Raw genomic sequence first — 20,831 nt, 5'->3', positions numbered from 1 at the left:
TCGCGGGGTCCGGCGAACCGTAAGCTGTGTGCTTGTGAGCATTCCGAACGTGCTGGCCACCCGGTACGCCAGCGCCGAGATGGTCGCGATCTGGTCGCCGGAGGCCAAGGTCGTCGCGGAGCGGCGGCTGTGGCTGGCCGTGCTGCGGGCCCAGGCCGAGCTCGGCGTGGACGTTCCCCCCGAGGCGATCGCCGACTACGAACGGGTGCTCGACGACGTCGACCTGGCCTCGATCGCCGACCGCGAACGCGCGCTTCGCCACGACGTCAAGGCCCGCATCGAGGAATTCAACGCGCTGGCCGGCCACGAGCACGTGCACAAGGGGATGACCAGCCGCGACCTCACCGAGAACGTCGAGCAGTTGCAGATCCGGCGGTCGCTGGAATTGGTTTTCTCCCATGGCGTTGCGGTGGCGGCGCGGCTGGCCGAGCGGGCCGTGACGTATCGCGACCTGGTGATGGCCGGCCGCAGCCACAACGTCGCCGCGCAGGCCACCACGCTGGGCAAGCGGTTCGCCTCGGCGGCCCAGGAGACGCTGATCGCGTTGGGCCGGATGGGCGAGCTGATCGACCGTTACCCGCTGCGCGGCATCAAGGGCCCCATGGGCACCGCCCAGGACATGCTCGACCTGCTTGGCGGCGATGCGGCCAAGCTGACCGAACTCGAGCGACGCGTCGCCGACTTTCTCGGGTTCGCAACGGTTTTGACCAGCGTCGGGCAGATCTACCCGCGGTCGCTGGATCACGACGTGCTCTCCGCGCTGGTGCAGCTCGGCGCCGGCCCGTCGTCGATGGCGCACACCATCCGGCTGATGGCCGGGCACGAGCTCGTCACCGAGGGGTTCGCCGAAGGGCAGGTCGGCTCGTCGGCGATGCCGCACAAGATGAACACCCGCAGCTGCGAACGGGTCAACGGGTTGCAGGTGGTGCTGCGCGGCTACGCCTCGATGGCGGCCGAGCTGGCCGGCGCGCAGTGGAACGAGGGCGACGTGTTCTGCTCGGTGGTCCGTCGAGTTGCGTTGCCGGACAGCTTCTTTGCCGTCGACGGGCAGATCGAGACGTTCCTGACCGTGCTCGACGAGTTCGGCGCCTACCCGGCGGTGATCGCCCACGAGCTGGATCGCTACCTGCCGTTCCTGGCCACCACCAAGGTATTGATGGCCGCGGTGCGCGCCGGCATGGGTCGCGAGGCGGCCCACCACGTGATCCGGGAGCACGCGGTGGCGACGGCGCTGGCCATGCGGGAACGCGGCGCCGCGCCCGATCTGCTCGACCGCTTGGCCGCCGACGAGCGGCTGCCCCTGGACCGCGCGGCGCTGGACGCCGCGCTGGCCGACAAGAAGGCGTTCACCGGGGCCGCGGGCGACCAGGTGGACGATGTGGTCGCGGCGGTGGACGCGTTGGTGAGCCGCTACCCGGACGCGGCCAAATACACCCCGGGCGCGATCCTGTGACTCTCGCGCGCTCGCTCTCGGGGATCGACTTCACCGACCTGGACAATTTCGCCGGCGGGTTTCCGCACGAGCTGTTTGCCGTGCATCGGCGAGAGGCGCCGGTCTACTGGCACGAGCCGACCGACAACACCCCCGACGGCGAGGGCTTCTGGTCCGTCGCCACGTACGCGGAAACCCTTGAGGTGCTGAAGGACCCGGCGACGTACTCGTCGGTCACCGGTGGGCAACGGCCGTACGGCGGCACGCTGCTGCAGGACCTGGCCATCGCGGGCCAGGTGCTCAACATGATGGACGACCCCCGCCATACCCAGATCCGGCGCCTCGTCAGCTCCGGGCTGACACCGCGCATGATCGGCCGCGTCGAGGACGACCTGCGGACCCGGGCGCGCCGGCTGCTCGACGCGGTGGTGCCGGGCGAACCGTTCGACTTCCTGGTCGACATCGCCGCCGAACTGCCGATGCAGATGATCTGCATCCTGCTGGGAGTGCCGGAGTCCGAACGGCATTGGCTGTTCCAGGCCATCGAGCCGCAGTTCGACTTCGGCGGCTCCCGCAAGGCGGCCCTCTCGCAACTGTCCGACGCGGAGGCCGGGTCGCGGATGTATGCCTACGGTCAGGAGCTGATCGCGGCCAAGCGTGCCGAGCCGACTGACGACATGCTGTCAGTCGTCGCGAATGCCACCGTCGACGACGAGGACGCGCCGGCGCTTTCCGATCTCGAGCTGTACCTGTTCTTCAGCCTGCTGTTCAGCGCGGGCGCGGAGACGACCCGCAACGCCGTCGCCGGCGGACTGCTGGCGCTGGCCGACCACCCGGAGCAATTGCACGCGCTGCGTTCGGATTTCGGCCTGCTGCCGACGGCGGTCGAGGAGATGGTGCGGTGGACGTCGCCGTCGCCGTCGAAGCGGCGCACCGCCACGCGCGACGTCACGCTCGGCGGGCAGTCCATCCGGGCGGGACAGAAGGTTCAGATCTGGGAGGGCTCGGCTAACCGCGACGCCGAAGTGTTCGACCGCGCCGACAAGTTCGACATCGTCCGGAAACCGAACCCGCACTTGGGATTCGGGCAGGGCATCCACTATTGCCTGGGCGCCAATCTGGCCCGGCTGGAACTGCGGGTCCTGTTCGAGGAGCTGCTGACCCGCTTCGGTTCCGTGCGGATCGCCCGGCCCGTCGAATGGACCCGCAGCAATCGGCACACCGGCATCCGGCACCTGGTTGTGGAGCTACTCGAGGAATAGTGACGGTCCGGGTCGTCGATGCCGAGCCGCCACCCGATGTCTTCGCCGCGGTGATGGCGACCGGAATCTTGTCGATCGGCGCGCGCGATCACGGATACCGATGGGTCAGCGACGCGCTCGGCGTCGTGGCCACCGTCGGCTTGGTGTTGCTGACCGCATTGGTGGTCCTGACCGCGATCGGGCGCCGGAACCGCTGGGATCTCACGGATCCCGATGTCACCCTGAGGCTGTTCACCTTCGTGGCCGCGTGCGCCGTGATCGACTCCCGCCTGTCGTCCAACCTGTGGGTGCTGGGCCCGCTCGGCGTGCTCGCGCTTTCGTCCTGGCTCGTGCTGACCGTGCTCAGCGCGCGGAACATGTTGGCGCACAGCCGGGCTGCGCTGCGCGACCACGCCCACGGCGCGTGGGAACTCGCCAGCGTCGGGACATCCGGTCTGGCGACCGTGCTGACTCAGCTGGCGCGGCATACCGGCCATCGCTGGTGGCTGACGGTTGCCGTGCCGATGTGGGCGGCCGCGCTGTGCATCTATGGCCTGATGACGTCGCTGATCGTCTGGCGCGCGGTCGGCGAACGCCGGCATCGCGAGGGCTTCGCGCCGGACAGCTGGATTCTGATGGGTGGGTTGGCCATTGCGACATTGGCCGGCGACAACATCCACTGCCTGGCGCCTGACTGGCTGGCGGGGCCGGTGCGGGTGGTCACCGTCGTCACCTGGGTGGCGGCCAGCCTGTGGATACCACCGCTGGTCTACTTCGGCCTGCGCGGGATCAACCGGCGGCCGGATTCGCTGCGGTACGCCGGAGTGTGGTGGGCGCTGGTGTTCCCCCTGGGCATGTACTCCGCCGCCAGCTACGCCATGGCCGCCGAAATCGGTCAGTGCTGGTTGACCACCGTTTCGCTGGTCTTCTTCTGGGACGCGTTGGCGGCGTGGCTGATTGTGGCCGTCGCCGGCTTGCTGCGCGGGTGGCGGCTGGTGGGTGACCGCCGCTGACCGCAAATCGCGCCTCGGGGTGATCCGTCGCACACGAACATGCATAATCTCCCCGTGACCAAAACTTCGCGTGTTCGCTCGTTCGTTGTTGCACTGCTCGCTGCGCTGCCGATGCTGGCGATTCCGGTCGCCGCGGCGGACCCGCCGCAGGGCGCACACATCACCGACATCCAGCACGTCAACGACCGTTGGGACAAGGTGTCCGTCTACTCGCCCGCGATGAACACCGTCATCGTCAACGATGTCTACAGGGCCCCCAACGCGGGTGCGCCCACGTTTTACCTGCTACCCGGCATCGACGGCGGCGACAACAGCGCTTGGTTCGGGATGACCGACATCCAGGGATTCTTCGCCAACAAGAACGTCAACGTCGTCTCCCCGCTCGGCGGTGCCTTCAGCTGGTTTACCAACTGGGTCAACGACGGCGGCAAGCAGTACCAGACCTACATGACCAGGGAACTGCCCCCGCTGATCAACGCGCAGTACCACGCCAACGGCAAGAACGCGGTCGGCGGATTGTCGAGTACCGGCGGCACGGCCATCGATTACGCCGTTCAGGCGCCGGGAGTCTTCCGGGCCGTCGCTTCCTACAGCGGTTTTCCGTCCGTCTCCGACCCGGACGAGGCCCAACAGGTCGCGCTGACCCTGGCAAGTGGCGGCCAAAGCGCCGAGAACATGTGGGGACCCCTGGGTGGTCCCGGCTGGGTGGCACACGACCCGTCGAAGAACGCCGGAAAGTTGAGGGGCGTCGCGGTTTACGCCGCCGCGTCGGGTAGCGGCGGCGTGGGCGACGTGGACCGGCTGCCCGCGGGCTTCGGGCCCAACGTCGCCGGCGGCCTCATCGAGCGCATCACGGCGGACAGCACCAAGCGATTCGCCGATGCCGCGAACGCCGCAGGGGTGCCGATCACCTACGTTGTCCGTCCCGAGGGCTCGCACACCTGGGGCCTGTTCGAGTCGGAGATGCAGGAGTCCTGGAACACCACCGTCGGGCCCGCGCTCGGCGCATAGCCGGGTCAGCGCGCGCGCAGTGCGATTCCGGCCGACCGTAGTTCCAGCGCGGCCAGCGCCCGGATGGTGGCCGGATCCTCGTGCCGCCACCCGCCGACCGGGTCCGCGCTGATCGCGGCCAGCTTGCGCGGCGCCCGGTTGGTCAGGGCCCGCAGCGCCAGCAGCTGTTCGCCGGCCGGGTTCGTGGCCAGGCCGCTGACGGTCCACTTGCGCCGGAAGAAGCGCAGCCGCAGCAACAGCCACGGGATGTCCACGATGAGCAGCGGCACGGCGACGACGGCCAGCGCCGCCAGCACCGCGAGCCAGCCCGCGGTGGTTTCCAGGCTGTGCCCCGCCCCGGCGATGTCAAGGGCGGCCGCGCTGGCCGAGGCGAGCGGCTTGCTGACCGCATCGCCGACCACCGGGATGTTGTGCGCGCCCTGGCCGGCCGACGCCAGGTTGCCCGCGACCCCGTTCGCGCCGACCTCGACCTGCCGGCCGGCCTCGGCGATGGTCGAGATGGCGTCGTAGACGGCCGTGCCGACGACCAGCCACAGCGCCGTCCACAGGAAGATGGCGAAGTCGCTGAACAGTTGGACGGCCAGCCGGCCGGGCGTGGTGGCGTAGGGCAGAACCCGCGATGGCAGCGATGTCATAGCGCAATACCAGCACAGGGCCGGCCACGCGGCGCCCGATAGGCTGGCTCGATGCGCCCTGCACTGTCCGAGTACGAGCACCTGGCCAGCGGCAAGGTCCGCGAGATCTACCGCGTCGACGACGAGCACCTGCTGCTGGTGGCGAGCGACCGGATCTCCGCGTACGACTACGTCCTCGACAGCACCATCCCGGACAAGGGACGCATCCTGACCGCGATGAGCGTCTTCTTCTTCGGCCTCGTCGACGCCCCCAACCACCTGGCCGGACCGCCCGACGACCCGCGCATCCCCGACGAGGTGCTGGGCCGCGCGCTGGTGGTGCGGCGGCTCGAGATGCTTCCGGTGGAGTGCGTGGCCCGCGGATACCTGACCGGCTCGGGGCTGCTGGACTACCAGGCGACCGGCAAGGTCTGCGGCATCGCGCTGCCGCCGGGCCTGGTGGAGGCCAGCAAGTTCGCCAACCCGCTGTTCACCCCGGCCACGAAGGCGGCGCTGGGGGACCACGACGAGAACATTTCGTTCGCCCGGGTGATCGAGCTGGTGGGCGCGGTGCGGGCCAATCAGCTGCGCGACCGCACGCTGCAGATCTACATCCAGGCCGCCGATCACGCGCTGACGAGGGGAATCATCATCGCCGACACCAAGTTCGAATTCGGCAGCGACCGCGACGGCAACCTGCTGCTGGCCGACGAAATCTTCACCCCGGACTCCTCGCGGTACTGGCCCGCCCGCGATTACCGGGCCGGTGTGGTCCAGACCAGTTTCGACAAGCAGTTCGTCCGCAACTGGCTGACCAGCCCCGAGTCCGGTTGGGATCGGCACGGATCCAAGCCCCCGCCGCCGCTTCCCGACGACATCATCGACGCCACCCGGAGTCGTTATATCGAGGCGTACGAGCGTATTTCGGGCCTGAGCTTCGGCGACTGGATCGGCCCGGGCGCATGACCGACGCCGCACTGGACGCGCCCACGCCGCCCGTCGCGAAGCGGGTGGAGACCCGGCGGGAATTCCACGGTGACGTCTTCATCGATCCGTACGAGTGGTTGCGCGACAAGGCCGACCCCGAGGTCATCGGGTACCTGGAGGCCGAGAACGACTACGCCGACGCGATGACGGCGGATCTGGAACCGTTGCGGCAGAAGATCTTCGATGAGATCAAGTCGCGTACCAAGGAGACGGATCTGTCGGTGCCGACGCGACAGGGCGACTGGTGGTACTACGCCCGCACCTTCGAGGGGAAGCAGTACCGCGTCCAGTGCCGTTGCCCGGTCGCCGATCCCGAGGATTGGGATCCGCCGATGCTCGACGAGAACACCGAAATCCCCGGCGAGCAGGTCTTGCTCGACTCCAACGTGGAAGCCGAGGGCCACGAATTCTTCGCCCTGGGCGCCGCGATGGTCAGCCTGGACGGCAACCTGCTGGCGTACTCCGTCGATACGGTCGGCGATGAACGTTATACCCTGCGGTTCAGGGACTTACGCACCGGCGAGCAATACCCCGACGAGATCGCGGACATCGCCGCGGGAGCGACGTGGGCGGCCGATAACCGCACGGTGTATTACCTGACCCTCGATCCCGCCCATCGCCCCGACAAGGTGTGGCGCTACCGGCTCGGCGCAGGCGAGCCGTCGGAACTGGTGTATCACGAGGCCGACGAACGGTATTGGCTGGGGGTCGGGCTCACCCGAAGCGAGAAGTACGTGTTCATAGCGGCGGGTTCGTCCATCACCTCCGAAATCCGCTACGCCGACTCCGCCGACCCGCAGGCGCCGTTCACCGTCGTGCTGCCGCGGCGCGAAGGTGTGGAGTATTCGGTCGAGCACGCGATGGTCGGCGGGGAGGACCGATTTCTGATCCTGCACAACGACGGCGCGGTGAACTTCATGCTCACCGAGGCGCCCGTCAGCGATCCGACGCGGCAGCGCACCCTGATCCCGCACCGCGACGACGTCCGGCTCGACGGACTGGACGCCTTCGCCCGTCATCTCGTCGTCAGCTACCGCCGCGAGGCGTTGCCCCGAATTCAGTTGTGGCCCATCGGCTCCGACGGACAATACGGTGAACCCGAGGAAATCTCGTTCGACTCGGAGCTGATGTCGAGCGGGCTCGGCGGCAACCCGACCTGGGATTCGCCCAAGCTGCGGATCAGGGCGGGATCGTTGGTCACTCCGGCGCAGGTTTACGACGTCGACCTCGCCACCGGCGAGCGCACGTTGCTGCGCGAGCAACCCGTCCTCGGCGGCTACCGGCCCGACGACTACGTCGAACGGCGCGACTGGGCGCGCGCGGACGACGGGACCCGGGTCCCGGTGTCGATCGTGCACCGCGCCGACCTCGAGTTTCCGGCGCCGGCATTGCTCTACGGTTACGGCGCCTACGAGATATGCACCGACCCAAGCTTTTCCATCGCCCGCCTGTCGTTGCTGGACCGGGGTATGGTGTTCGTCATCGCCCACGTCCGCGGCGGTGGCGAGATGGGCCGGCTGTGGTACGAGCACGGCAAGCTCTTGGAGAAGAAGAACACCTTCACCGACTTTGTCGCGGTGGCAAGGCATTTGGTGGACGCGGGCATGACCCGACCGCAGCAGCTGGTCGCGCTGGGGGGCAGCGCGGGCGGCCTGTTGGTGGGCGCCGTGGCCAACCTGGCGCCGGACCTTTTCGCCGGCATCCTCGCGCAGGTCCCGTTCGTCGACCCGCTGACCACCATCCTCGATCCCTCTTTGCCGCTGACGGTCACCGAATGGGACGAATGGGGAAACCCGCTGAGCGACAGCGATGTTTACTCGTACATGAAGTCGTATTCGCCCTACGAAAACGTCGAGGCCAGGCGGTACCCGGCGATCCTGGCGATGACCTCGTTGAATGACACCCGGGTCTACTACGTCGAGCCCGCCAAGTGGGTCGCGGCGTTGCGCCACGCCAACACCGACGGCAATCCGATCCTGTTGAAGACCCAGATGAACGCGGGTCACGGGGGCGTCAGCGGCCGCTACAAGGCCTGGCAGGAAACCGCGTTCCAGTACGCGTGGCTGCTAGCCGCTGCCGACCGCGACCGCTACGGCGGCGGCCAGGAAGACGACCTGCATCGCGGCCCGCAGGGGTAGCCGGGTCGTCATCGACTTGGGCGGATCGGGCATCCGGGAGGCGTAGACGTTTGCCGGGAACATGGCCAGCATCAGCACCAGGAGGCAGACGGCGGCCGCCACCCGGGTCACGGGAACGAGCAAGCCGATGGCCCCGAGCAGCTCCAGCAGTCCGGTGATGGTGACCAGATAGCCCGGGGCGGGCAGGCGCGGCGGCACGATCGCGATGAGGTCGCGCCGCAGCGGCGGCGCGAAGTGTGAAAAACCGGTCAGCAGGAACATCGCCGCCAGCCCGACGGCGAGCGCGGCCGTCCAGCTGTTGACGTAGGCGACGCCGAGCCAGCCGATGCTCCGGGCGGCGATGGTGCTCAACAGCAGCGCGATCAACGGGGCCATGGGAATCATTCCAATCTAGACAGTGACAAGATCTTAGCACTCGAAGGTAAACGGGGATCTAGTCACTGTCAAGTTCGGTCGGTATGCTGGGCCCGTGACCCGGCCCAATTACCACCACGGCGACCTGCGCGCGGTGATCCTCGCCGAGGCCGCGCGCCTGGTGGCCGAGCGCGGCGCCGACGGGATCTCGCTACGGGAGTTGGCGCGCAGCGCGGGCGTGTCGCACGCCGCTCCCGCCCACCACTTCACCGATCGGCGCGGGTTGTTCACCGCGCTGGCCACCGAGGGCTTTGCGCTGCTGACGGAGGCGCTGACGCAGGCCCGGGGCAACTTCACCGACGCCGCCCTGGCCTACGTGCGGTTCGCCCTCGAGCACCCCGGCCACTATCGGGTGATGTTCGACAGGTCGCTGCTGGACGCCGCCGACGCCGAACTGGCCGCCGCCGAGGCCGCGGCCGGTTCCGAGCTGTCCCGCGGGGTCGCGACGCTACGGGATCCCAACGCGCGCGCCGATCCCGCCGCCGCTCAGCTCGCGGCCTGGTCACTCGTGCACGGGTTTTCGACGCTGTGGCTCAACGAGGCCGTCAACGCTCAGGTCAAACAGGCCGATCCGATGGACACCGTGATGCGGATCGCCACCATGCTGTTCGAGGGTTAATCCTCGCCCGCCGTCACGCTGGCGGGCTGCCTCGGCAGAAACATCGCCGGGATGACGGTGAACGTCACCAAGACGGCCGCGATCACGAATACCGTTGTGTAGGCGTGGGAAAGGTCGTGCAGCACGTTGCCGGGGAAGCCGGGGGCGAGCGCTTCCGGCGGTACCGCGGACGGGTCGATCGGGGTCCCGGTCGCGGCCGCCTTCTGCTGCAGGGCTGCGAGTTTGTTTGCCGCGGCGACGTTCTCGCTTCGGTTGAACTGGTTGGTGAGGATCATGGACATCAACGCGGTTCCCATCGAGCCGCCGACCTGATTGCTGACGCTCATCAGCGTTGTGCCGCGGGCGATCTGGTGTGGGGAGAGCGCCTGCACCGACGCGACGGACAGCGGCATCATGGTGCACCCCATGCCCAGCCCCATGACGGCCAGGGCAACCAGCAGTGTGGGCAGGTATGCGGCCTGCCGGGCCACGCCGAACGCGAACGCGCCCATTCCGGCGGTGATCAGCGCGATGCCGACCAGCACGATCTTGCCCGGCCCCTGCCGGTCCACCAGCGGTCCGGTCAGCCGCATGGTCAGCATGGCGCCGAGCCCCTGGGGGATCATGTGCACGCCGGCCTGCATCGGCGTCTGGTGCAGCACCTGCTGGCAGTAGCTCGGGAGCAGCAGGCCCGCGCCGAAGAACGCGGCGGCGAAGAGCAGCATCGTCACGTTGGCGTGGGTGATCACCTTGTTTTGGAAGAGCCGCAGATCGATCAGGGGATGGTCGGCGCGGCGCCGCGCATGCACGACGAACGCGGCGATCAACGCCAGGCCGACGGCCGCCGGTACCAACACCCGTCGGTCGGCCACCGTCCCGCAGCGCGGGACGGACGACACCGCGAACAGGAACGTCGCCAGTCCGGGTGACAGCAGCAGCGCACCTACGACGTCGAAAGTCTCCGACCGGGCCGGGTGATCCCTCGGGAACACGATCGCCGCCAGGACCAGCGTCAGGAGCCCGATCGGCAGGTTGATCAGGAAGATCCACCTCCAGCTCGAGGTGTCGATAAGCCAGCCGCCGAGGATGGGACCACCGATCGGGGCGAGCAGCATGGGGATGCTGAGGATGGACATCAGGCGGCCGAGCCGCGCGGGGCCGGCCTCGCGGGTCATGATCATGAACCCCAGCGGCATCAGCATGCCGCCGCCGATGCCCTGCACCACCCGAAACACGATGAGCTGCAGGATCGTTGACGCCACCGCGCACAGCAGCGAGCCAAGTGCGAATGCGACCACCGATCCCATGAAAAGCCGTTTGGTGCCGAACCGGTCGGCGGCCCAGCCCGTTAGCGGGATCACGGTCGCCAGCGCCAGCGTGTAGCCGGTCATCGTCCAGGCGACGACGACCTGCGACGAGCCGAACTGGTCGATGAAGGTGCGTTGCGCGACGGCGACGACCGTGACGTCCAGGATCGCCATCACGGTGGCAAGGAGGCATACCCCGGAGACCCGAAACAGCCTGGCGTCCAGCTTGTCGGGGTAGACATGGGCGCCCGGATGCTGAGGGGGAGCGGTGGGCGGCGAGCTGTCCATGACGTTGCTTAGCATATCGAATCGATCCACGGCGGCGTGCCGGAACGCGTTTGCTGCCGCGGCCCGGCAGGGCGGTTCGTTGGCGGTATTTTCACGGCTCCGGCCGCCCTCGACGGGCTTCGCGGCGGGGCCGATATACGCCTGCCGTCTGCGTGTCCTTCACCATCCCGACACCTGGAATCGTCAAACTGCAGGTGTGTCTGGAAAATTGATCGTCTCGGTCTCGGGGATCGGTGAGCGCACCCTGGGCGACGTCGAGGCGTTCTGCGCGCAAATGGACGCCCGCAAGGTGCCGGTTTCGTTGCTGGTTGCCCCCCGGCTCAAGGGCGACTACCGGCTCGACCGCGACCCGCGCACCGTGGAGTGGCTGACCGCCCGTCGAGCCGGCGGCGACGCCATCGTGCTGCACGGCTACGACGACCCCGCAACCAAGAAGCGTCGCGGCGAATTCGCGGTGCTGCGCGCGCACGAGGCCAACCTCCGACTGATGGGTGCCGACCGGGTCCTCGAGCACCTCGGGCTGCGCACCCGGCTCTTCGCGGCGCCGGGCTGGGTGGTGTCCCCGGGTGTGGTCAAGGCATTGCCGCAGAACGGCTTCCGGCTGCTCGCCGATCTGCACGGGATCACCGACCTGGTCCGGCACAGCACCGTCCGCACCCGGGTGCTGGGCATCGGCGAGGGCTTCCTGACCGAGCCGTGGTGGTGCCGCATGGTCGTGCTGTCCGCGGAGCGGATCGCGCGCCGCGACGGCATCGTGCGGGTCGCGGTGGCCGCGCACCAACTGCGCAAGCCCGGGCCACTGCAGGCGATGCTGGACGCCGTCGACCTCGCGTCGATGCACGGCTGCACCCCGACGGTGTACAAGTGGCGGTCCGACCGGGCGGTCCTCGACGCGGCCTGACCCAGCGCCTGATTGGCCGTCCGCCGGGCGCATTACCCTGTTCGGACATGAGCGATTCTTCGGCAGGGTTCGCCGCTGACGCGATCATTGTCGGTGCCGGTCTTTCGGGTCTGGTGGCCGCCTGCGAGTTGGTGGAGCGCGGCCTGCGGGTGCTGATCCTCGACCAGGAGAACAGCGCCAATCTGGGTGGGCAGGCGTTCTGGTCGTTCGGTGGTCTGTTCTTCGTCGACAGCCCGGAGCAGCGCCGCCTGGGCATCCGCGACAGCCACGAGCTGGCCCTGCAGGATTGGCTCGGCACGGCGGCGTTCGACCGGCCCGAGGACTACTGGCCACGCCAATGGGCGCACGCCTACGTCGATTTCGCCGCCGGGGAGAAACGCAGCTGGCTGCGCGCCCGGGGGCTCAAGATCTTTCCGCTGGTGGGCTGGGCCGAACGCGGCGGTTACGGCGCGCAGGGACACGGCAATTCGGTGCCCCGCTTTCACATCACCTGGGGTACCGGGCCGGCCCTGGTCGAGATCTTCGCGCGCCAGCTGCGGGATCGTTCGTCGGTGCGCTTCGCGCACCGCCACCGGGTCGACGAGCTGATCGTCGAGGGCGCGGCGGTGACCGGCGTCCGCGGCACGGTGTTGGAGCCCTCGGCGGCCGCACGCGGCGTGACTTCGTCGCGAAATGCGGTGGGGCAGTTCGAATTCCGTGCGCCTGCGGTGATCGTCACCAGCGGCGGCATCGGCGGCAATCACGAGCTGGTGCGCAAGAACTGGCCGGCACGGATGGGCCGCGTCCCCGAGCAGCTGCTCAGCGGCGTGCCCGCGCACGTCGACGGCAGGATGATCGGCATCTCCCAGCGGGCCGGTGCGCGGGTGATCAACCCCGACCGGATGTGGCACTACACCGAGGGCATCACCAACCACGACCCGATCTGGCCGCTGCACGGCATCCGCATCATCCCGGGCCCCTCGTCGCTATGGCTGGACGCGTCCGGCAAGCGGTTGCCGGTGCCGCTGTATCCCGGCTTCGACACCCTCGGCACGCTCGAGCACATCACCAAGTCCGGGCATGACTACACCTGGTTTGTGTTGAACGCCAGGATCATTGAAAAGGAGTTCGCCCTCTCCGGCCAGGAACAGAACCCCGACCTGACCGGGCAGAGCGTGCGCGAGCTGGTGCGCAACCGGGCCAGCTCCGGACCGCCGGCACCGGTGCAGGCATTCATCGACCGGGGCGTGGACTTCGTCAGCGCGGACTCGCTGCGCGAGCTGGTGACCGCGATGAACAAGCTGCCCGATGTGGAGCCACTGGACTACGCCACGGTGGAGGCCGAGGTGACCGCCCGCGACCGCGAGGTGGCCAACCGGTTCAGCAAGGACGGCCAGATCACCGCGATCCGGGCCGCGCGCGGCTACCTCGGCGACCGGCTGGGCCGCGTGGTGGCGCCGCACCGGCTGACCGATCCGAAGGCCGGGCCGCTGATCGCCGTCAAGCTGCACATCCTGACCCGAAAGACGTTGGGCGGCATCGAAACCGACCTGGCCGGGCGGGTGTTGACGGCCGACGGCACCCCGCTGAACGGGCTGTATGCCGCCGGCGAGGTGGCCGGATTCGGCGGCGGCGGCGTGCACGGCTACCGGGCGCTGGAGGGCACGTTTCTAGGTGGCTGCATCTTCTCCGGTCGCGCCGCCGGCCGCGGCGCCGCCGACGACATTTCGTAGGAGGCGGCTCCATTGCCGAGCGTCACGCCAGCGCAACGCTCGAGGCCGAGAGCGACGCTGGCGCGACGCTCGGCGAAACCTAGAAGGTGACCGCGTTTTCTTCGGGCAGCACCTGGAAGTCGGTGGTGGTCATCTCGGTGAGCCGGCCGTAGTAGATGCCCCGCGCGTCCGGGGCGATGATCCCCTGGTGGATCGGCACCGCCCGCACCGGCGCCACCGCGCGCAGGTAGTCCACGGCCTCGGCGATCTTCATCCACGGGGCGGCCGCCGGCGTGGCCAGTACGTCCACCGGCTCGTCGGGCACGAACAGCGCGTCGCCGGGGTGCATCAACCGCGCCGCGTGGCCCCCGTCGCCGATCAGAAACGAAATGTTCTCTATCACAGGGATTTCCGGGTGGATCACCGCGTGCCGGCCGCCGACGGCCCGGACGGTCAGCTCGCCGATCTGCAGCTCGTCGCCGACGTGCACCGCCCGGCACGGCGTGCCCAGTTGCTCGGTGGTTTGCGGGTCGGCGTAAAGCGCCGCATCGGGATTACCCTCGAGCAGCGAGGGCAGCCGGCTCACGTCGACGTGGTCGGGGTGCTGGTGGGTGATCAGGATGGCGTCCAGGCCCGTGATTCCCTCGAAACCGTGCGCGAAGGTACCGGGATCAAAAAGCACACGCGTGTTGTCGAACTCGGCAAGTAGGCAGGAATGGCCGAAGTGCGTAAGTTGCATATTTACGATTGTGCCCTGACGGGGGTGATGCCGATGCGGGTGATCCTGGCGGCGATGCTGGCTGTCGGCGGCTTCGTGGTGGCCCTGATCGTCGCGGTGCCCACCCACGCGGACCCGGAGACTTGCCCGACCACCTGCGACCAGATCCCGAACAGCGCCTGGATCCCGCAGCGCGCGGTGCCGCTGGACTCGGTATACAGCTGGCCGTCGCTGGCCGGTTCGTCGGTTCCGTTGACGGGCGCCGGCACAGCGAGGTTTCGCTTCGAGGATCTGTGTGCCTCACCGGAGGCGCCGCAGGACGCCCGCGCATCGGCGGTCGCGGCGCGCGTGACGATCACCCACCCGGACGGTCAGTGGCAGTTGCAGGCCGAAATCCTGCACTGGCGCGGTGACACGGCCCGCGGCGGCTCCATCGCGGCCGGGGTGTTCAGCAACGCCGTCGCCGCCCTGCGCGGCTGCCAGCAACGGGTCCCGGCGCAGTCGCCGTCGATCACCAGCGAAGAGCCGAATCGGATGGCGGCGGTGGTCAGCGGCCCGGTGGTGATGCACACCTACCTGGTGGCCCACGTGGCGAGCAGCACGGTCAGCGAGCTCACGCTGTGGTCGCAGGGGCCGCCGCAGGTGTCCTGGCCGGCGATGGCGGACGATCCGGTGCTGAATTCCATGATCGCGCCGCTGTGCGACGCCTATATCGCCTCGTGCCCGTGACCGGCCGTCGGCACCGCTCGCCGGTAGAGTTGGGTGCCGAGACGAGCCCTGAGGAGGAGCGCCGGTGAGCCGGGTGGTCGTTCATGTGATGCCCAAAGCGGAGATTTTGGACCCGCAGGGTCAGGCAATTGTGGGTGCGCTGGGTCGGCTCGGCCACCCCGGGATCTCGGAAGTCCGCCAGGGCAAGCGATTTGAGCTCGAAGTCGACGAGTCCGTCGACGACGCGACGCTCGCCGAGATCGCCGAATCGCTGTTGGCCAACACCGTGATCGAGGACTGGACGATCAGCCGGGAGGCGCAGTGACGGCGCGCATCGGCGTGATCACCTTTCCCGGCACGCTTGACGACGTCGACGCCGCCCGCGCGGCGCGGCGCGTCGGCGCTGAGGCGGTGGCTCTATGGCACGCCGATGCGGACCTGAAGGGGGTCGACGCGGTGGTGGTTCCCGGCGGCTTCTCCTACGGCGACTACCTGCGCGCCGGTGCGATCGCGAGGTTCGCCCCGGTGATGGCCGAAGTGGTCGACGCCGCGGGACGCGGAATGCCGGTATTGGGAATTTGCAACGGTTTTCAGGTGATCTGCGAGGCCGGGCTGCTGCCCGGTGCCCTGACCCGCAACGCGGGTTTGCACTTCGTGTGCCGCGATGTGTGGCTACGGGTCGCATCGACCTCGACGGCGTGGACGTCGCGTTTTGAGCCCGGCGCGGACCTGCTGGTGCCGCTGAAGTCGGGCGAGGGCCGCTACGTCGCCCCGGCCAACGTGCTGGACGAGCTCGAGGGCGAGGGGCGGGTGGTTTTCCGCTACCACGACAACCCCAACGGCTCGCAGCGTGACATCGCCGGCATCAGCTCGGCCAACGGCCGCGTCGTCGGGCTGATGCCGCATCCCGAGCACGCCATCGAGGCACTGACGGGACCGTCGGACGATGGCCTGGGCCTGTTCTATTCGGCGCTGAACTCCGTGCTCGCCGCCTAGCCGAAAATCCCTACTGCGCGGCGTAATTCAGCCCAGCACGGGGAACCGGCGTTCGTCCGCGAGCCGCTGGAGCGCCGCCTCCATCACCGTGCGAACGTGCAGGTCGACCTCTTCGACGTCCGGGTCGTCGCCGAAGCGTGCGATCACATCGATGGGTTCGAGCACCTCGGTGACGATCTTGGCAGGCAGCGGCAGGTTGGGCGGGAAGATCACGCTCAGGCCGAATGGGAAGCCGAAGCTGACCGGCAGGATGTTTATCCGGGCCTTCGTGAGTCGCAACGCGCGCGCCAGCCAGTTGCCGCGGGTCAGGAACAGCTGGGTCTCCTGGGCGCCGATGGACACGGTGGGCACGATCGGCACGCCGGCTTCGATGGCGGTCCGCACGTAGCCGGTGCGGCCGTCGAAGTCGATGACGTTCGCGCTGAAGGTGGACCGGTAGGCGTCGTAGTCGCCACCCGGAAAAACCAGCACGATCGCGCCCGAGTGCAATGCCGCGGCGGCGTTTTTCCGGTTCGCCTCGATGACGCCGAGGCGGCGCAGCCATCCGTCCAGTGGGCCCATGAACAGCCCGTAATGGGCCAGGGTGTAGACGGGGCGGTCGTAGCCGAACTTGTCGTAGAAGGCCGGCGAGAAGATGAACACGTCCGGCGTGAACATGCCGCCCGAGTGGTTGGAGACCACGAGCGCCCCGCCGGTCGACGGGATGTTCTCGACGTTTCGCACCTCGGCGCGATACCACCGCTTGACCAGGGGACCGAGGGCTCTAGCGACCTGTCGGGTGAACTCCGGATCCCATTTCGCCGTCTCGTGATTCTGGGCCGCCGGCTGTTTGATGCCTGCCATTCGCAACGGATTGCCGGTGTGACGCAGGCCCTAAACATCGGCGCGAGCGCAACGCCACCGCGAAATACCGCCCACAATTTCGCCGTGGCGTTACGCTCGCCTCCCCTCAGCCGGCGTCACACAGCAACGGGGGCGCCGGCGACGGTAACTCGACGGCGGGGGCCAACTGGCCGAAGAGGTCGATCGCGTCCGCGATGGCGGAGTCGACGAAGGCGGCAAAGTCGTCGAAGGAGACGCCCTTGCGGATCCATTGCGACCTGCGTGCCACCACGCCGATGCGCTGCGGGTCTGACGAGCCGTGCACGACCGCGACGACCTCACGGTCCTGCGCGTTCCAGGTGTCGGCGAAGTGCGTCAGCCAGGGACGGTCCGCAACGGGAAAGAAGCACGCGGGGGTCACCCGGATGATCAAGACGTCGCCCTGCGTCGGGCAGACCTCGAGATGGACGTGCAGCCGCCGCGGGCGGGTGTTGGCGACGTAGAAAAACTCGCCGTCGTGGCGGCCCCGGAAATACCGGCTGCCGCGCGTGCACAGATAGCGTTCGACCTGGTTCGCGCAGACCGGCTCAGTCTTCATGAGATCGATGGTGAGGCCATTGGCTTGGCGGATCCTTTGAGCCGAGCTAGCCGGGACCGAAGAAAATGTTGAGAATTGGCTGAGCGTGGGGAGCCCGGTCGGGGCAGCCGCGCAGCGGTGAGGAGGGTTGGCGGTGGGCTTCGCGGTGGAACGCATCGACCATATCGTGTTGAACTGCAACGACGTTGGGGCCACCGCGTCGTGGTACGAGCAGGTGCTGGGCATGAGGCGAGAGACGTTCGGACCGTCGCAGCGAACCGCCGTCTCGTTCGGGAACCAGAAGATCAACCTGCGGCCGATTGGGGCGCTGGCCGACGACCCCGACTGGGTGACCGGGTCCGCCGAAGCCGCCGGCTCCGCTGACTTGTGCTTCGTCACGCAGGCGACGCCGGAGGACGTTCGCGCCCACCTCACCGCGTGCGGGGTCCAGATTGTCTCGGGGCCGGTGACCAAAACCGGGGCGCTGGGGCCGATGACCTCGCATTATTGCCGTGACGTCGACGGGAACCTCATCGAAATCGCGGTCTACTGAACGTCTTTCAGCGGGTAAAGCTCGGGCAGGTTGATGACGATAGCCTCTTGGGTGCTGCGCGCGATCACGACTTCCGCGGGGGAGTTCGGGTCTGGATTTTCCTCCCGGTGCGGCAGATACGGCGGGATGAACACGTAATCTCCGGGCGCGGTCGAGATGCGCACTTCTCGGACGCCGTCGTGGAAGACGAACTCCGGATTGCCGCTTCGCACGTAGACCGCAGTCTCTGAATCGCCGTGATGATGGTTCGACGATTTGGTTGCGGGTAACGCGTGCGTCTCACCCATCCACAGCTTCTCGGCGCCGACCGACTTGCCGGACAGGGCGGCGAACCGGCGCAGCCCCTCCGATTGGGCGGTGTCGGAACTGATGTCCGACGCCTTGACGTGGTGCACGCGGTGGCGCGTGAGTTCGGTGGCCGAGTCGTCGAAGTCGGGGTGAAATCCGTCTGAAGTCGCCATGGGTCAATTATCGTCCGCCGCATCCCGATAGGCCTCGAGCAGCCTCAGCCACACTTCGCTGATCGTCGGGAAGCACGGCACGGCGTGCCACAGCCGGTCGACGGTCACCTGGCCGGCGACGGCGATGGTCGCCGAGTGCAGCATCTCGGTGACCCCGGGTCCGACCATCGTGAGTCCGAGCAGGTGGCCACGATCCGCATCCACCACCATCCGGGCTCGACCGGTGTACCCGTCCGCGTAGAGCTTGGCTCCCATCACGGCGTCGCCGATTTCCACGTCGACCGTTCGCACGCGGTGCCCGGCTTCCTCGGCCTGCCGCGCGGTCAGGCCGACCGCGGCGGCCTCCGGGTCGGTGAAGAAGGCCTGCGGCACGGCGTAATGGTCGGCGGTGGTCGCGTGCGCGCCCCACGGCGCGGTGTCCAACGGCTTTCCCGCCGCGCGCGCGCCGATGGCCGCACCGGCGATTCGTCCCTGGTATTTGCCCTGATGGGTCAGCAGGGCCCGGTGATTGACGTCGCCCGCCGCATAGAGCCAGCCGTCCTCGATGGCCCGCACGCGGCAGGTGTCGTCGACGTCGAGCCAGCTGCCCGGCGTCAGTCCGACCGTGTCCAGGCCGATGTCGTCGGTGAGCGGCGCGCGGCCCGTGGCGAAAAGTACCTCGCTGACTTCCAATTCGGATCCGTCGTCCAAGTCGAGGACGACTCGCGCGTCGTCGGTCCGGCGCAGCGCGCGGACCGAAGTTCCTAGGCGGACATCCACGCCCGCCTCCGCGAGTCCGCGGCCGATGAGTTCGCCCACGAAGGGCTCCATGCGGGGCAACAGGCCAGAGCCGCGAGCGAGGAGGGTCACCTGTGAGCCCAATCCTTGCCAGGCGGTGGCCATTTCGACGCCGACGCCACCGGCGCCGACGACGGCCAGCCGCTCCGGGACATGGCTGCTGTCGGTGGCCCGGCGGTTGGTCCACGGTCGGGCCTCGACGATGCCGGGCAGGTCGGGGAGTGCGGGCCGGCTCCCGGTGCAGACCACGACCGCGTGCCGCGCGGTCAGTACCGGCTGCTCGCCGCCGGGCGTCGTGACGGCGACTCGTCGCGGACCGTCCAGCCGCCCATGCCCGCGGATCAGCGTGGCGCCGATTCCGGCCACCCAGTCGGCCTGGCCGGTGTCGTCCCAATCGGTGACATACCGGTCGCGCCGGCCGAAGACCCCCGGGCTGCTGATGGGACCGCTGACTGCCTCCCGCGCGCCGTCGACCCGCCGGACTTCCGCGACGGCAATCACCGGGCGCAGCAACGCTTTACTGGGCACGCAGGCCCAATACGAACATTCGCCTCCGACGAGCTCGCGCTCGACCACCGCGACGCGCAGATTCGCAGCCCGCGCGCGCTCCGCGGCATTCTGACCGATCGGCCCGGCGCCGAGCACGATGACGTCGTAGTCGCGCTCGCTGGGTGCTGTCATGTTCGAAGGTCCTTCCTTCCGTCGACGAGGCGCTCCGCCAGCTGGCGGATGTCGCTCACCACGAGGTCCGGTTGTGGCAGGCCAGCAACAGGAAGCGGTGGATTGCCCGGCCGGGTGATCAGAGCCGAGCTGAAGCCGACCTTTTGTGCGCCGAGCGTGTCCCACGCGTGTGCGGCCACCATCATGCAATCGCCGGGCGCTACTTCGAGCGCCTCGCACACGTATCGGTAAACGGTCGGGGCCGGCTTGAAGGCGCGGCGGGCATCGACGCTCAACTGGTGTTCGAAGAAGCCGCCCAGCCCGGAATTCTGCAGCGCCGTCGGCCCGTTCGGGTTGGGCGGCGAGTTGGTCAACGTCACGAGCCGAAATCCGTTGTCGCGCAGGGCGGAGAGCCCCTCGGCCGCATCCGGGTGTGCCGGCATCGTGAGCATGCCGGTTTTCAGGCGGCGTAGATCGTCGTCGGCGATGGTGACGTGGTAGACGTCGCCGAGCATGCCCAGCACGCCCTGGGCGAGCGTCGGGAAGTCCGCGTAGCTCTCGGCCAGGGTGACCGTCATCGAGTACATAACGAGCTGGGCGAACCACTCGCGCAGTACCCGTTCGTCGCCGAACTTCTCTGCGAAAAGCGGTGCCAGGGACTCGATGTCGAGCAGCGTCTCGTTGACGTCGAAAACCAGCACGGACGGCGTGTTTGTCGGCACGGCTACCCTCCTCGGCGTCCTTCGGCGCGTGAACGTCCGGCCTCAGTCCATCACGACGACCACGTTGCCGCCAGCTTCTCCTTACTCCGCAACCCGGTGGGCCTCGTGAGTCTGGTCGAACGAAAAGACGCGTGCCGGCGTTGCGTGCTCCCGTACCACCGCCGGTGCGGTGGGCAGTCGGGTGAAGAGCTGACTGACATTG

General features: G+C 68.4%; 22 protein-coding genes. 13 read left to right on the top strand and 9 right to left on the bottom strand.

Annotated features, from left to right (window positions below; translation table 11 throughout):
- The first annotated feature begins 34 nt into the window (after positions 1-34).
- The 4 genes from purB to A5655_RS14965 are packed head-to-tail and all read left to right on the top strand — an operon-like array spanning position 35 to position 4,697.
- On the top strand, positions 35-1,453 hold the full coding sequence (gene purB, locus A5655_RS14980) for an adenylosuccinate lyase (RefSeq protein WP_067011241.1): 1,419 nt from the start codon (positions 35-37) through the stop codon (positions 1,451-1,453).
- Positions 1,450-2,694 (top strand): cytochrome P450, encoded by a 1,245-nt coding sequence (locus A5655_RS14975; RefSeq protein WP_067011240.1) that lies wholly within the window; start codon positions 1,450-1,452, stop codon positions 2,692-2,694. Before purB ends, A5655_RS14975 begins: the two co-directional genes overlap by 4 nt.
- Complete coding sequence (locus tag A5655_RS14970; protein ID WP_067011239.1) at positions 2,694-3,686, top strand: tellurite resistance/C4-dicarboxylate transporter family protein; 993 nt, start codon at positions 2,694-2,696, stop codon at positions 3,684-3,686. Before A5655_RS14975 ends, A5655_RS14970 begins: the two co-directional genes overlap by 1 nt.
- Before the next feature lie 54 nt (positions 3,687-3,740).
- Positions 3,741-4,697, top strand: coding sequence for an alpha/beta hydrolase family protein (locus A5655_RS14965; protein ID WP_197508697.1), 957 nt, complete (start codon positions 3,741-3,743; stop codon positions 4,695-4,697).
- A gap of 5 nt (positions 4,698-4,702) precedes the next feature.
- Here the strand turns inward: A5655_RS14965 and A5655_RS14960 are convergent, their stop codons facing one another.
- Positions 4,703-5,323, bottom strand: coding sequence for a hypothetical protein (locus tag A5655_RS14960; RefSeq protein ID WP_067011296.1), 621 nt, complete (start codon positions 5,321-5,323; stop codon positions 4,703-4,705).
- Between the two features lie 60 nt (positions 5,324-5,383).
- Here A5655_RS14960 and A5655_RS14955 point away from each other — a divergent pair, with 60 nt between their 5' ends.
- The gene (locus A5655_RS14955; protein WP_067011237.1) at positions 5,384-6,277 is read left to right on the top strand and encodes a phosphoribosylaminoimidazolesuccinocarboxamide synthase; all 894 of its coding nucleotides are present in this window, start codon (positions 5,384-5,386) and stop codon (positions 6,275-6,277) included.
- Positions 6,274-8,436 (top strand): S9 family peptidase, encoded by a 2,163-nt coding sequence (locus A5655_RS14950; RefSeq protein WP_067011236.1) that lies wholly within the window; start codon positions 6,274-6,276, stop codon positions 8,434-8,436. The genes A5655_RS14955 and A5655_RS14950 overlap by 4 nt, the downstream gene beginning before the upstream one ends.
- Here A5655_RS14950 and A5655_RS14945 read toward each other — a convergent pair.
- On the bottom strand, positions 8,365-8,811 hold the full coding sequence (locus A5655_RS14945) for a DoxX family protein (protein WP_067011297.1): 447 nt from the start codon (positions 8,809-8,811) through the stop codon (positions 8,365-8,367). The genes A5655_RS14950 and A5655_RS14945 overlap by 72 nt on opposite strands.
- 94 nt (positions 8,812-8,905) lie before the next feature.
- Between A5655_RS14945 and A5655_RS14940 the strand changes: the two genes are divergently transcribed.
- Positions 8,906-9,469, top strand: a complete 564-nt coding sequence (locus A5655_RS14940) for a TetR/AcrR family transcriptional regulator (RefSeq protein ID WP_067011235.1) — start codon at positions 8,906-8,908, stop codon at positions 9,467-9,469.
- Here A5655_RS14940 and A5655_RS14935 read toward each other — a convergent pair.
- Positions 9,466-11,058 carry a DHA2 family efflux MFS transporter permease subunit gene (locus A5655_RS14935; RefSeq protein WP_067011234.1) on the bottom strand — a complete coding sequence of 531 codons (1,593 nt, stop codon included), beginning with the start codon at positions 11,056-11,058 and terminating at the stop codon, positions 9,466-9,468. The genes A5655_RS14940 and A5655_RS14935 overlap by 4 nt on opposite strands.
- Positions 11,059-11,239: 181 nt before the next feature.
- On the opposite strand from A5655_RS14935, the gene A5655_RS14930 reads away from it, so the two are divergent.
- Positions 11,240-11,944: a DUF2334 domain-containing protein gene (locus A5655_RS14930; protein WP_067011233.1), complete on the top strand. Its 705-nt coding sequence runs from the start codon at positions 11,240-11,242 to the stop codon at positions 11,942-11,944.
- A 47-nt stretch (positions 11,945-11,991) separates the two neighbouring features.
- Positions 11,992-13,656: an FAD-binding dehydrogenase gene (locus A5655_RS14925; protein WP_067011232.1), complete on the top strand. Its 1,665-nt coding sequence runs from the start codon at positions 11,992-11,994 to the stop codon at positions 13,654-13,656.
- A 79-nt stretch (positions 13,657-13,735) separates the two neighbouring features.
- Here the strand turns inward: A5655_RS14925 and A5655_RS14920 are convergent, their stop codons facing one another.
- Positions 13,736-14,374 carry an MBL fold metallo-hydrolase gene (locus A5655_RS14920; RefSeq protein WP_067011231.1) on the bottom strand — a complete coding sequence of 213 codons (639 nt, stop codon included), beginning with the start codon at positions 14,372-14,374 and terminating at the stop codon, positions 13,736-13,738.
- Between A5655_RS14920 and A5655_RS14915 the strand changes: the two genes are divergently transcribed.
- From A5655_RS14915 to purQ, 3 genes are all read left to right on the top strand, one after another.
- Positions 14,351-15,082, top strand: a complete 732-nt coding sequence (locus tag A5655_RS14915) for an ATPase (RefSeq protein ID WP_067011295.1) — start codon at positions 14,351-14,353, stop codon at positions 15,080-15,082. The genes A5655_RS14920 and A5655_RS14915 overlap by 24 nt on opposite strands.
- Before the next feature lie 64 nt (positions 15,083-15,146).
- A complete protein-coding gene (gene purS, locus A5655_RS14910) occupies positions 15,147-15,386 on the top strand; it encodes a phosphoribosylformylglycinamidine synthase subunit PurS (RefSeq protein ID WP_067011230.1) in 240 nt (79 codons plus the stop codon).
- Positions 15,383-16,057: a phosphoribosylformylglycinamidine synthase subunit PurQ gene (gene purQ / locus A5655_RS14905; RefSeq protein WP_067011229.1), complete on the top strand. Its 675-nt coding sequence runs from the start codon at positions 15,383-15,385 to the stop codon at positions 16,055-16,057. Before purS ends, purQ begins: the two co-directional genes overlap by 4 nt.
- A 27-nt stretch (positions 16,058-16,084) precedes the next feature.
- Here the strand turns inward: purQ and A5655_RS14900 are convergent, their stop codons facing one another.
- Together A5655_RS14900 and A5655_RS14895 are read right to left on the bottom strand one after the other, a co-directional pair.
- Positions 16,085-16,900 (bottom strand): lysophospholipid acyltransferase family protein, encoded by an 816-nt coding sequence (locus tag A5655_RS14900; RefSeq protein ID WP_067011228.1) that lies wholly within the window; start codon positions 16,898-16,900, stop codon positions 16,085-16,087.
- 106 nt (positions 16,901-17,006) lie between these two features.
- Positions 17,007-17,477 (bottom strand): hypothetical protein, encoded by a 471-nt coding sequence (locus tag A5655_RS14895; RefSeq protein ID WP_067011227.1) that lies wholly within the window; start codon positions 17,475-17,477, stop codon positions 17,007-17,009.
- A 133-nt stretch (positions 17,478-17,610) separates the two neighbouring features.
- On the opposite strand from A5655_RS14895, the gene A5655_RS14890 reads away from it, so the two are divergent.
- Positions 17,611-18,009: a VOC family protein gene (locus tag A5655_RS14890; protein WP_067011226.1), complete on the top strand. Its 399-nt coding sequence runs from the start codon at positions 17,611-17,613 to the stop codon at positions 18,007-18,009.
- Here A5655_RS14890 and A5655_RS14885 read toward each other — a convergent pair.
- Genes A5655_RS14885 through A5655_RS14875 form a run of 3 tightly spaced genes read right to left on the bottom strand, consistent with a single transcriptional unit; the run spans position 18,003 to position 20,629 of the window.
- Entirely contained in the window at positions 18,003-18,470 is a 468-nt protein-coding gene (locus tag A5655_RS14885) for a cupin domain-containing protein (protein WP_067011225.1), read from the bottom strand. The genes A5655_RS14890 and A5655_RS14885 overlap by 7 nt on opposite strands.
- A 3-nt stretch (positions 18,471-18,473) precedes the next feature.
- Positions 18,474-19,928 carry an NAD(P)/FAD-dependent oxidoreductase gene (locus tag A5655_RS14880; protein WP_067011224.1) on the bottom strand — a complete coding sequence of 485 codons (1,455 nt, stop codon included), beginning with the start codon at positions 19,926-19,928 and terminating at the stop codon, positions 18,474-18,476.
- The gene (locus tag A5655_RS14875; protein WP_067011223.1) at positions 19,925-20,629 is read right to left on the bottom strand and encodes a haloacid dehalogenase type II; all 705 of its coding nucleotides are present in this window, start codon (positions 20,627-20,629) and stop codon (positions 19,925-19,927) included. Before A5655_RS14875 ends, A5655_RS14880 begins: the two co-directional genes overlap by 4 nt.
- Positions 20,630-20,831: the final 202 nt, after the last annotated feature.

The organism is Mycobacterium sp. 1081908.1 (genome assembly GCF_001673535.1).
Lineage (GTDB): Bacteria > Actinomycetota > Actinomycetes > Mycobacteriales > Mycobacteriaceae > Mycobacterium.
Note: the sequence above shows the minus strand (reverse complement) of the source record. Positions and strands in the feature narration are given on the sequence as shown.

Excerpts from the sequence above, each read along its gene's own strand:
- A5655_RS14950 (WP_067011236.1), top strand. The coding sequence starts at position 6,274 with ATGACCGACGCCGCACTGGACGCGCCCACGCCGCCCGTCGCGAAGCGG.
- A5655_RS14885 (WP_067011225.1), bottom strand. The coding sequence starts at position 18,470 with ATGGCGACTTCAGACGGATTTCACCCCGACTTCGACGACTCGGCCACC.
- A5655_RS14925 (WP_067011232.1), top strand. The coding sequence starts at position 11,992 with ATGAGCGATTCTTCGGCAGGGTTCGCCGCTGACGCGATCATTGTCGGT.
- A5655_RS14895 (WP_067011227.1), bottom strand. The coding sequence starts at position 17,477 with ATGAAGACTGAGCCGGTCTGCGCGAACCAGGTCGAACGCTATCTGTGC.
- A5655_RS14945 (WP_067011297.1), bottom strand. The coding sequence starts at position 8,811 with ATGGCCCCGTTGATCGCGCTGCTGTTGAGCACCATCGCCGCCCGGAGC.
- A5655_RS14920 (WP_067011231.1), bottom strand. The coding sequence starts at position 14,374 with ATGCAACTTACGCACTTCGGCCATTCCTGCCTACTTGCCGAGTTCGAC.
- A5655_RS14880 (WP_067011224.1), bottom strand. The coding sequence starts at position 19,928 with ATGACAGCACCCAGCGAGCGCGACTACGACGTCATCGTGCTCGGCGCC.
- A5655_RS14915 (WP_067011295.1), top strand. The coding sequence starts at position 14,351 with ATGGCCGAAGTGCGTAAGTTGCATATTTACGATTGTGCCCTGACGGGG.
- A5655_RS14900 (WP_067011228.1), bottom strand. The coding sequence starts at position 16,900 with ATGGCAGGCATCAAACAGCCGGCGGCCCAGAATCACGAGACGGCGAAA.
- A5655_RS14935 (WP_067011234.1), bottom strand. The coding sequence starts at position 11,058 with ATGCTAAGCAACGTCATGGACAGCTCGCCGCCCACCGCTCCCCCTCAG.
- A5655_RS14955 (WP_067011237.1), top strand. The coding sequence starts at position 5,384 with ATGCGCCCTGCACTGTCCGAGTACGAGCACCTGGCCAGCGGCAAGGTC.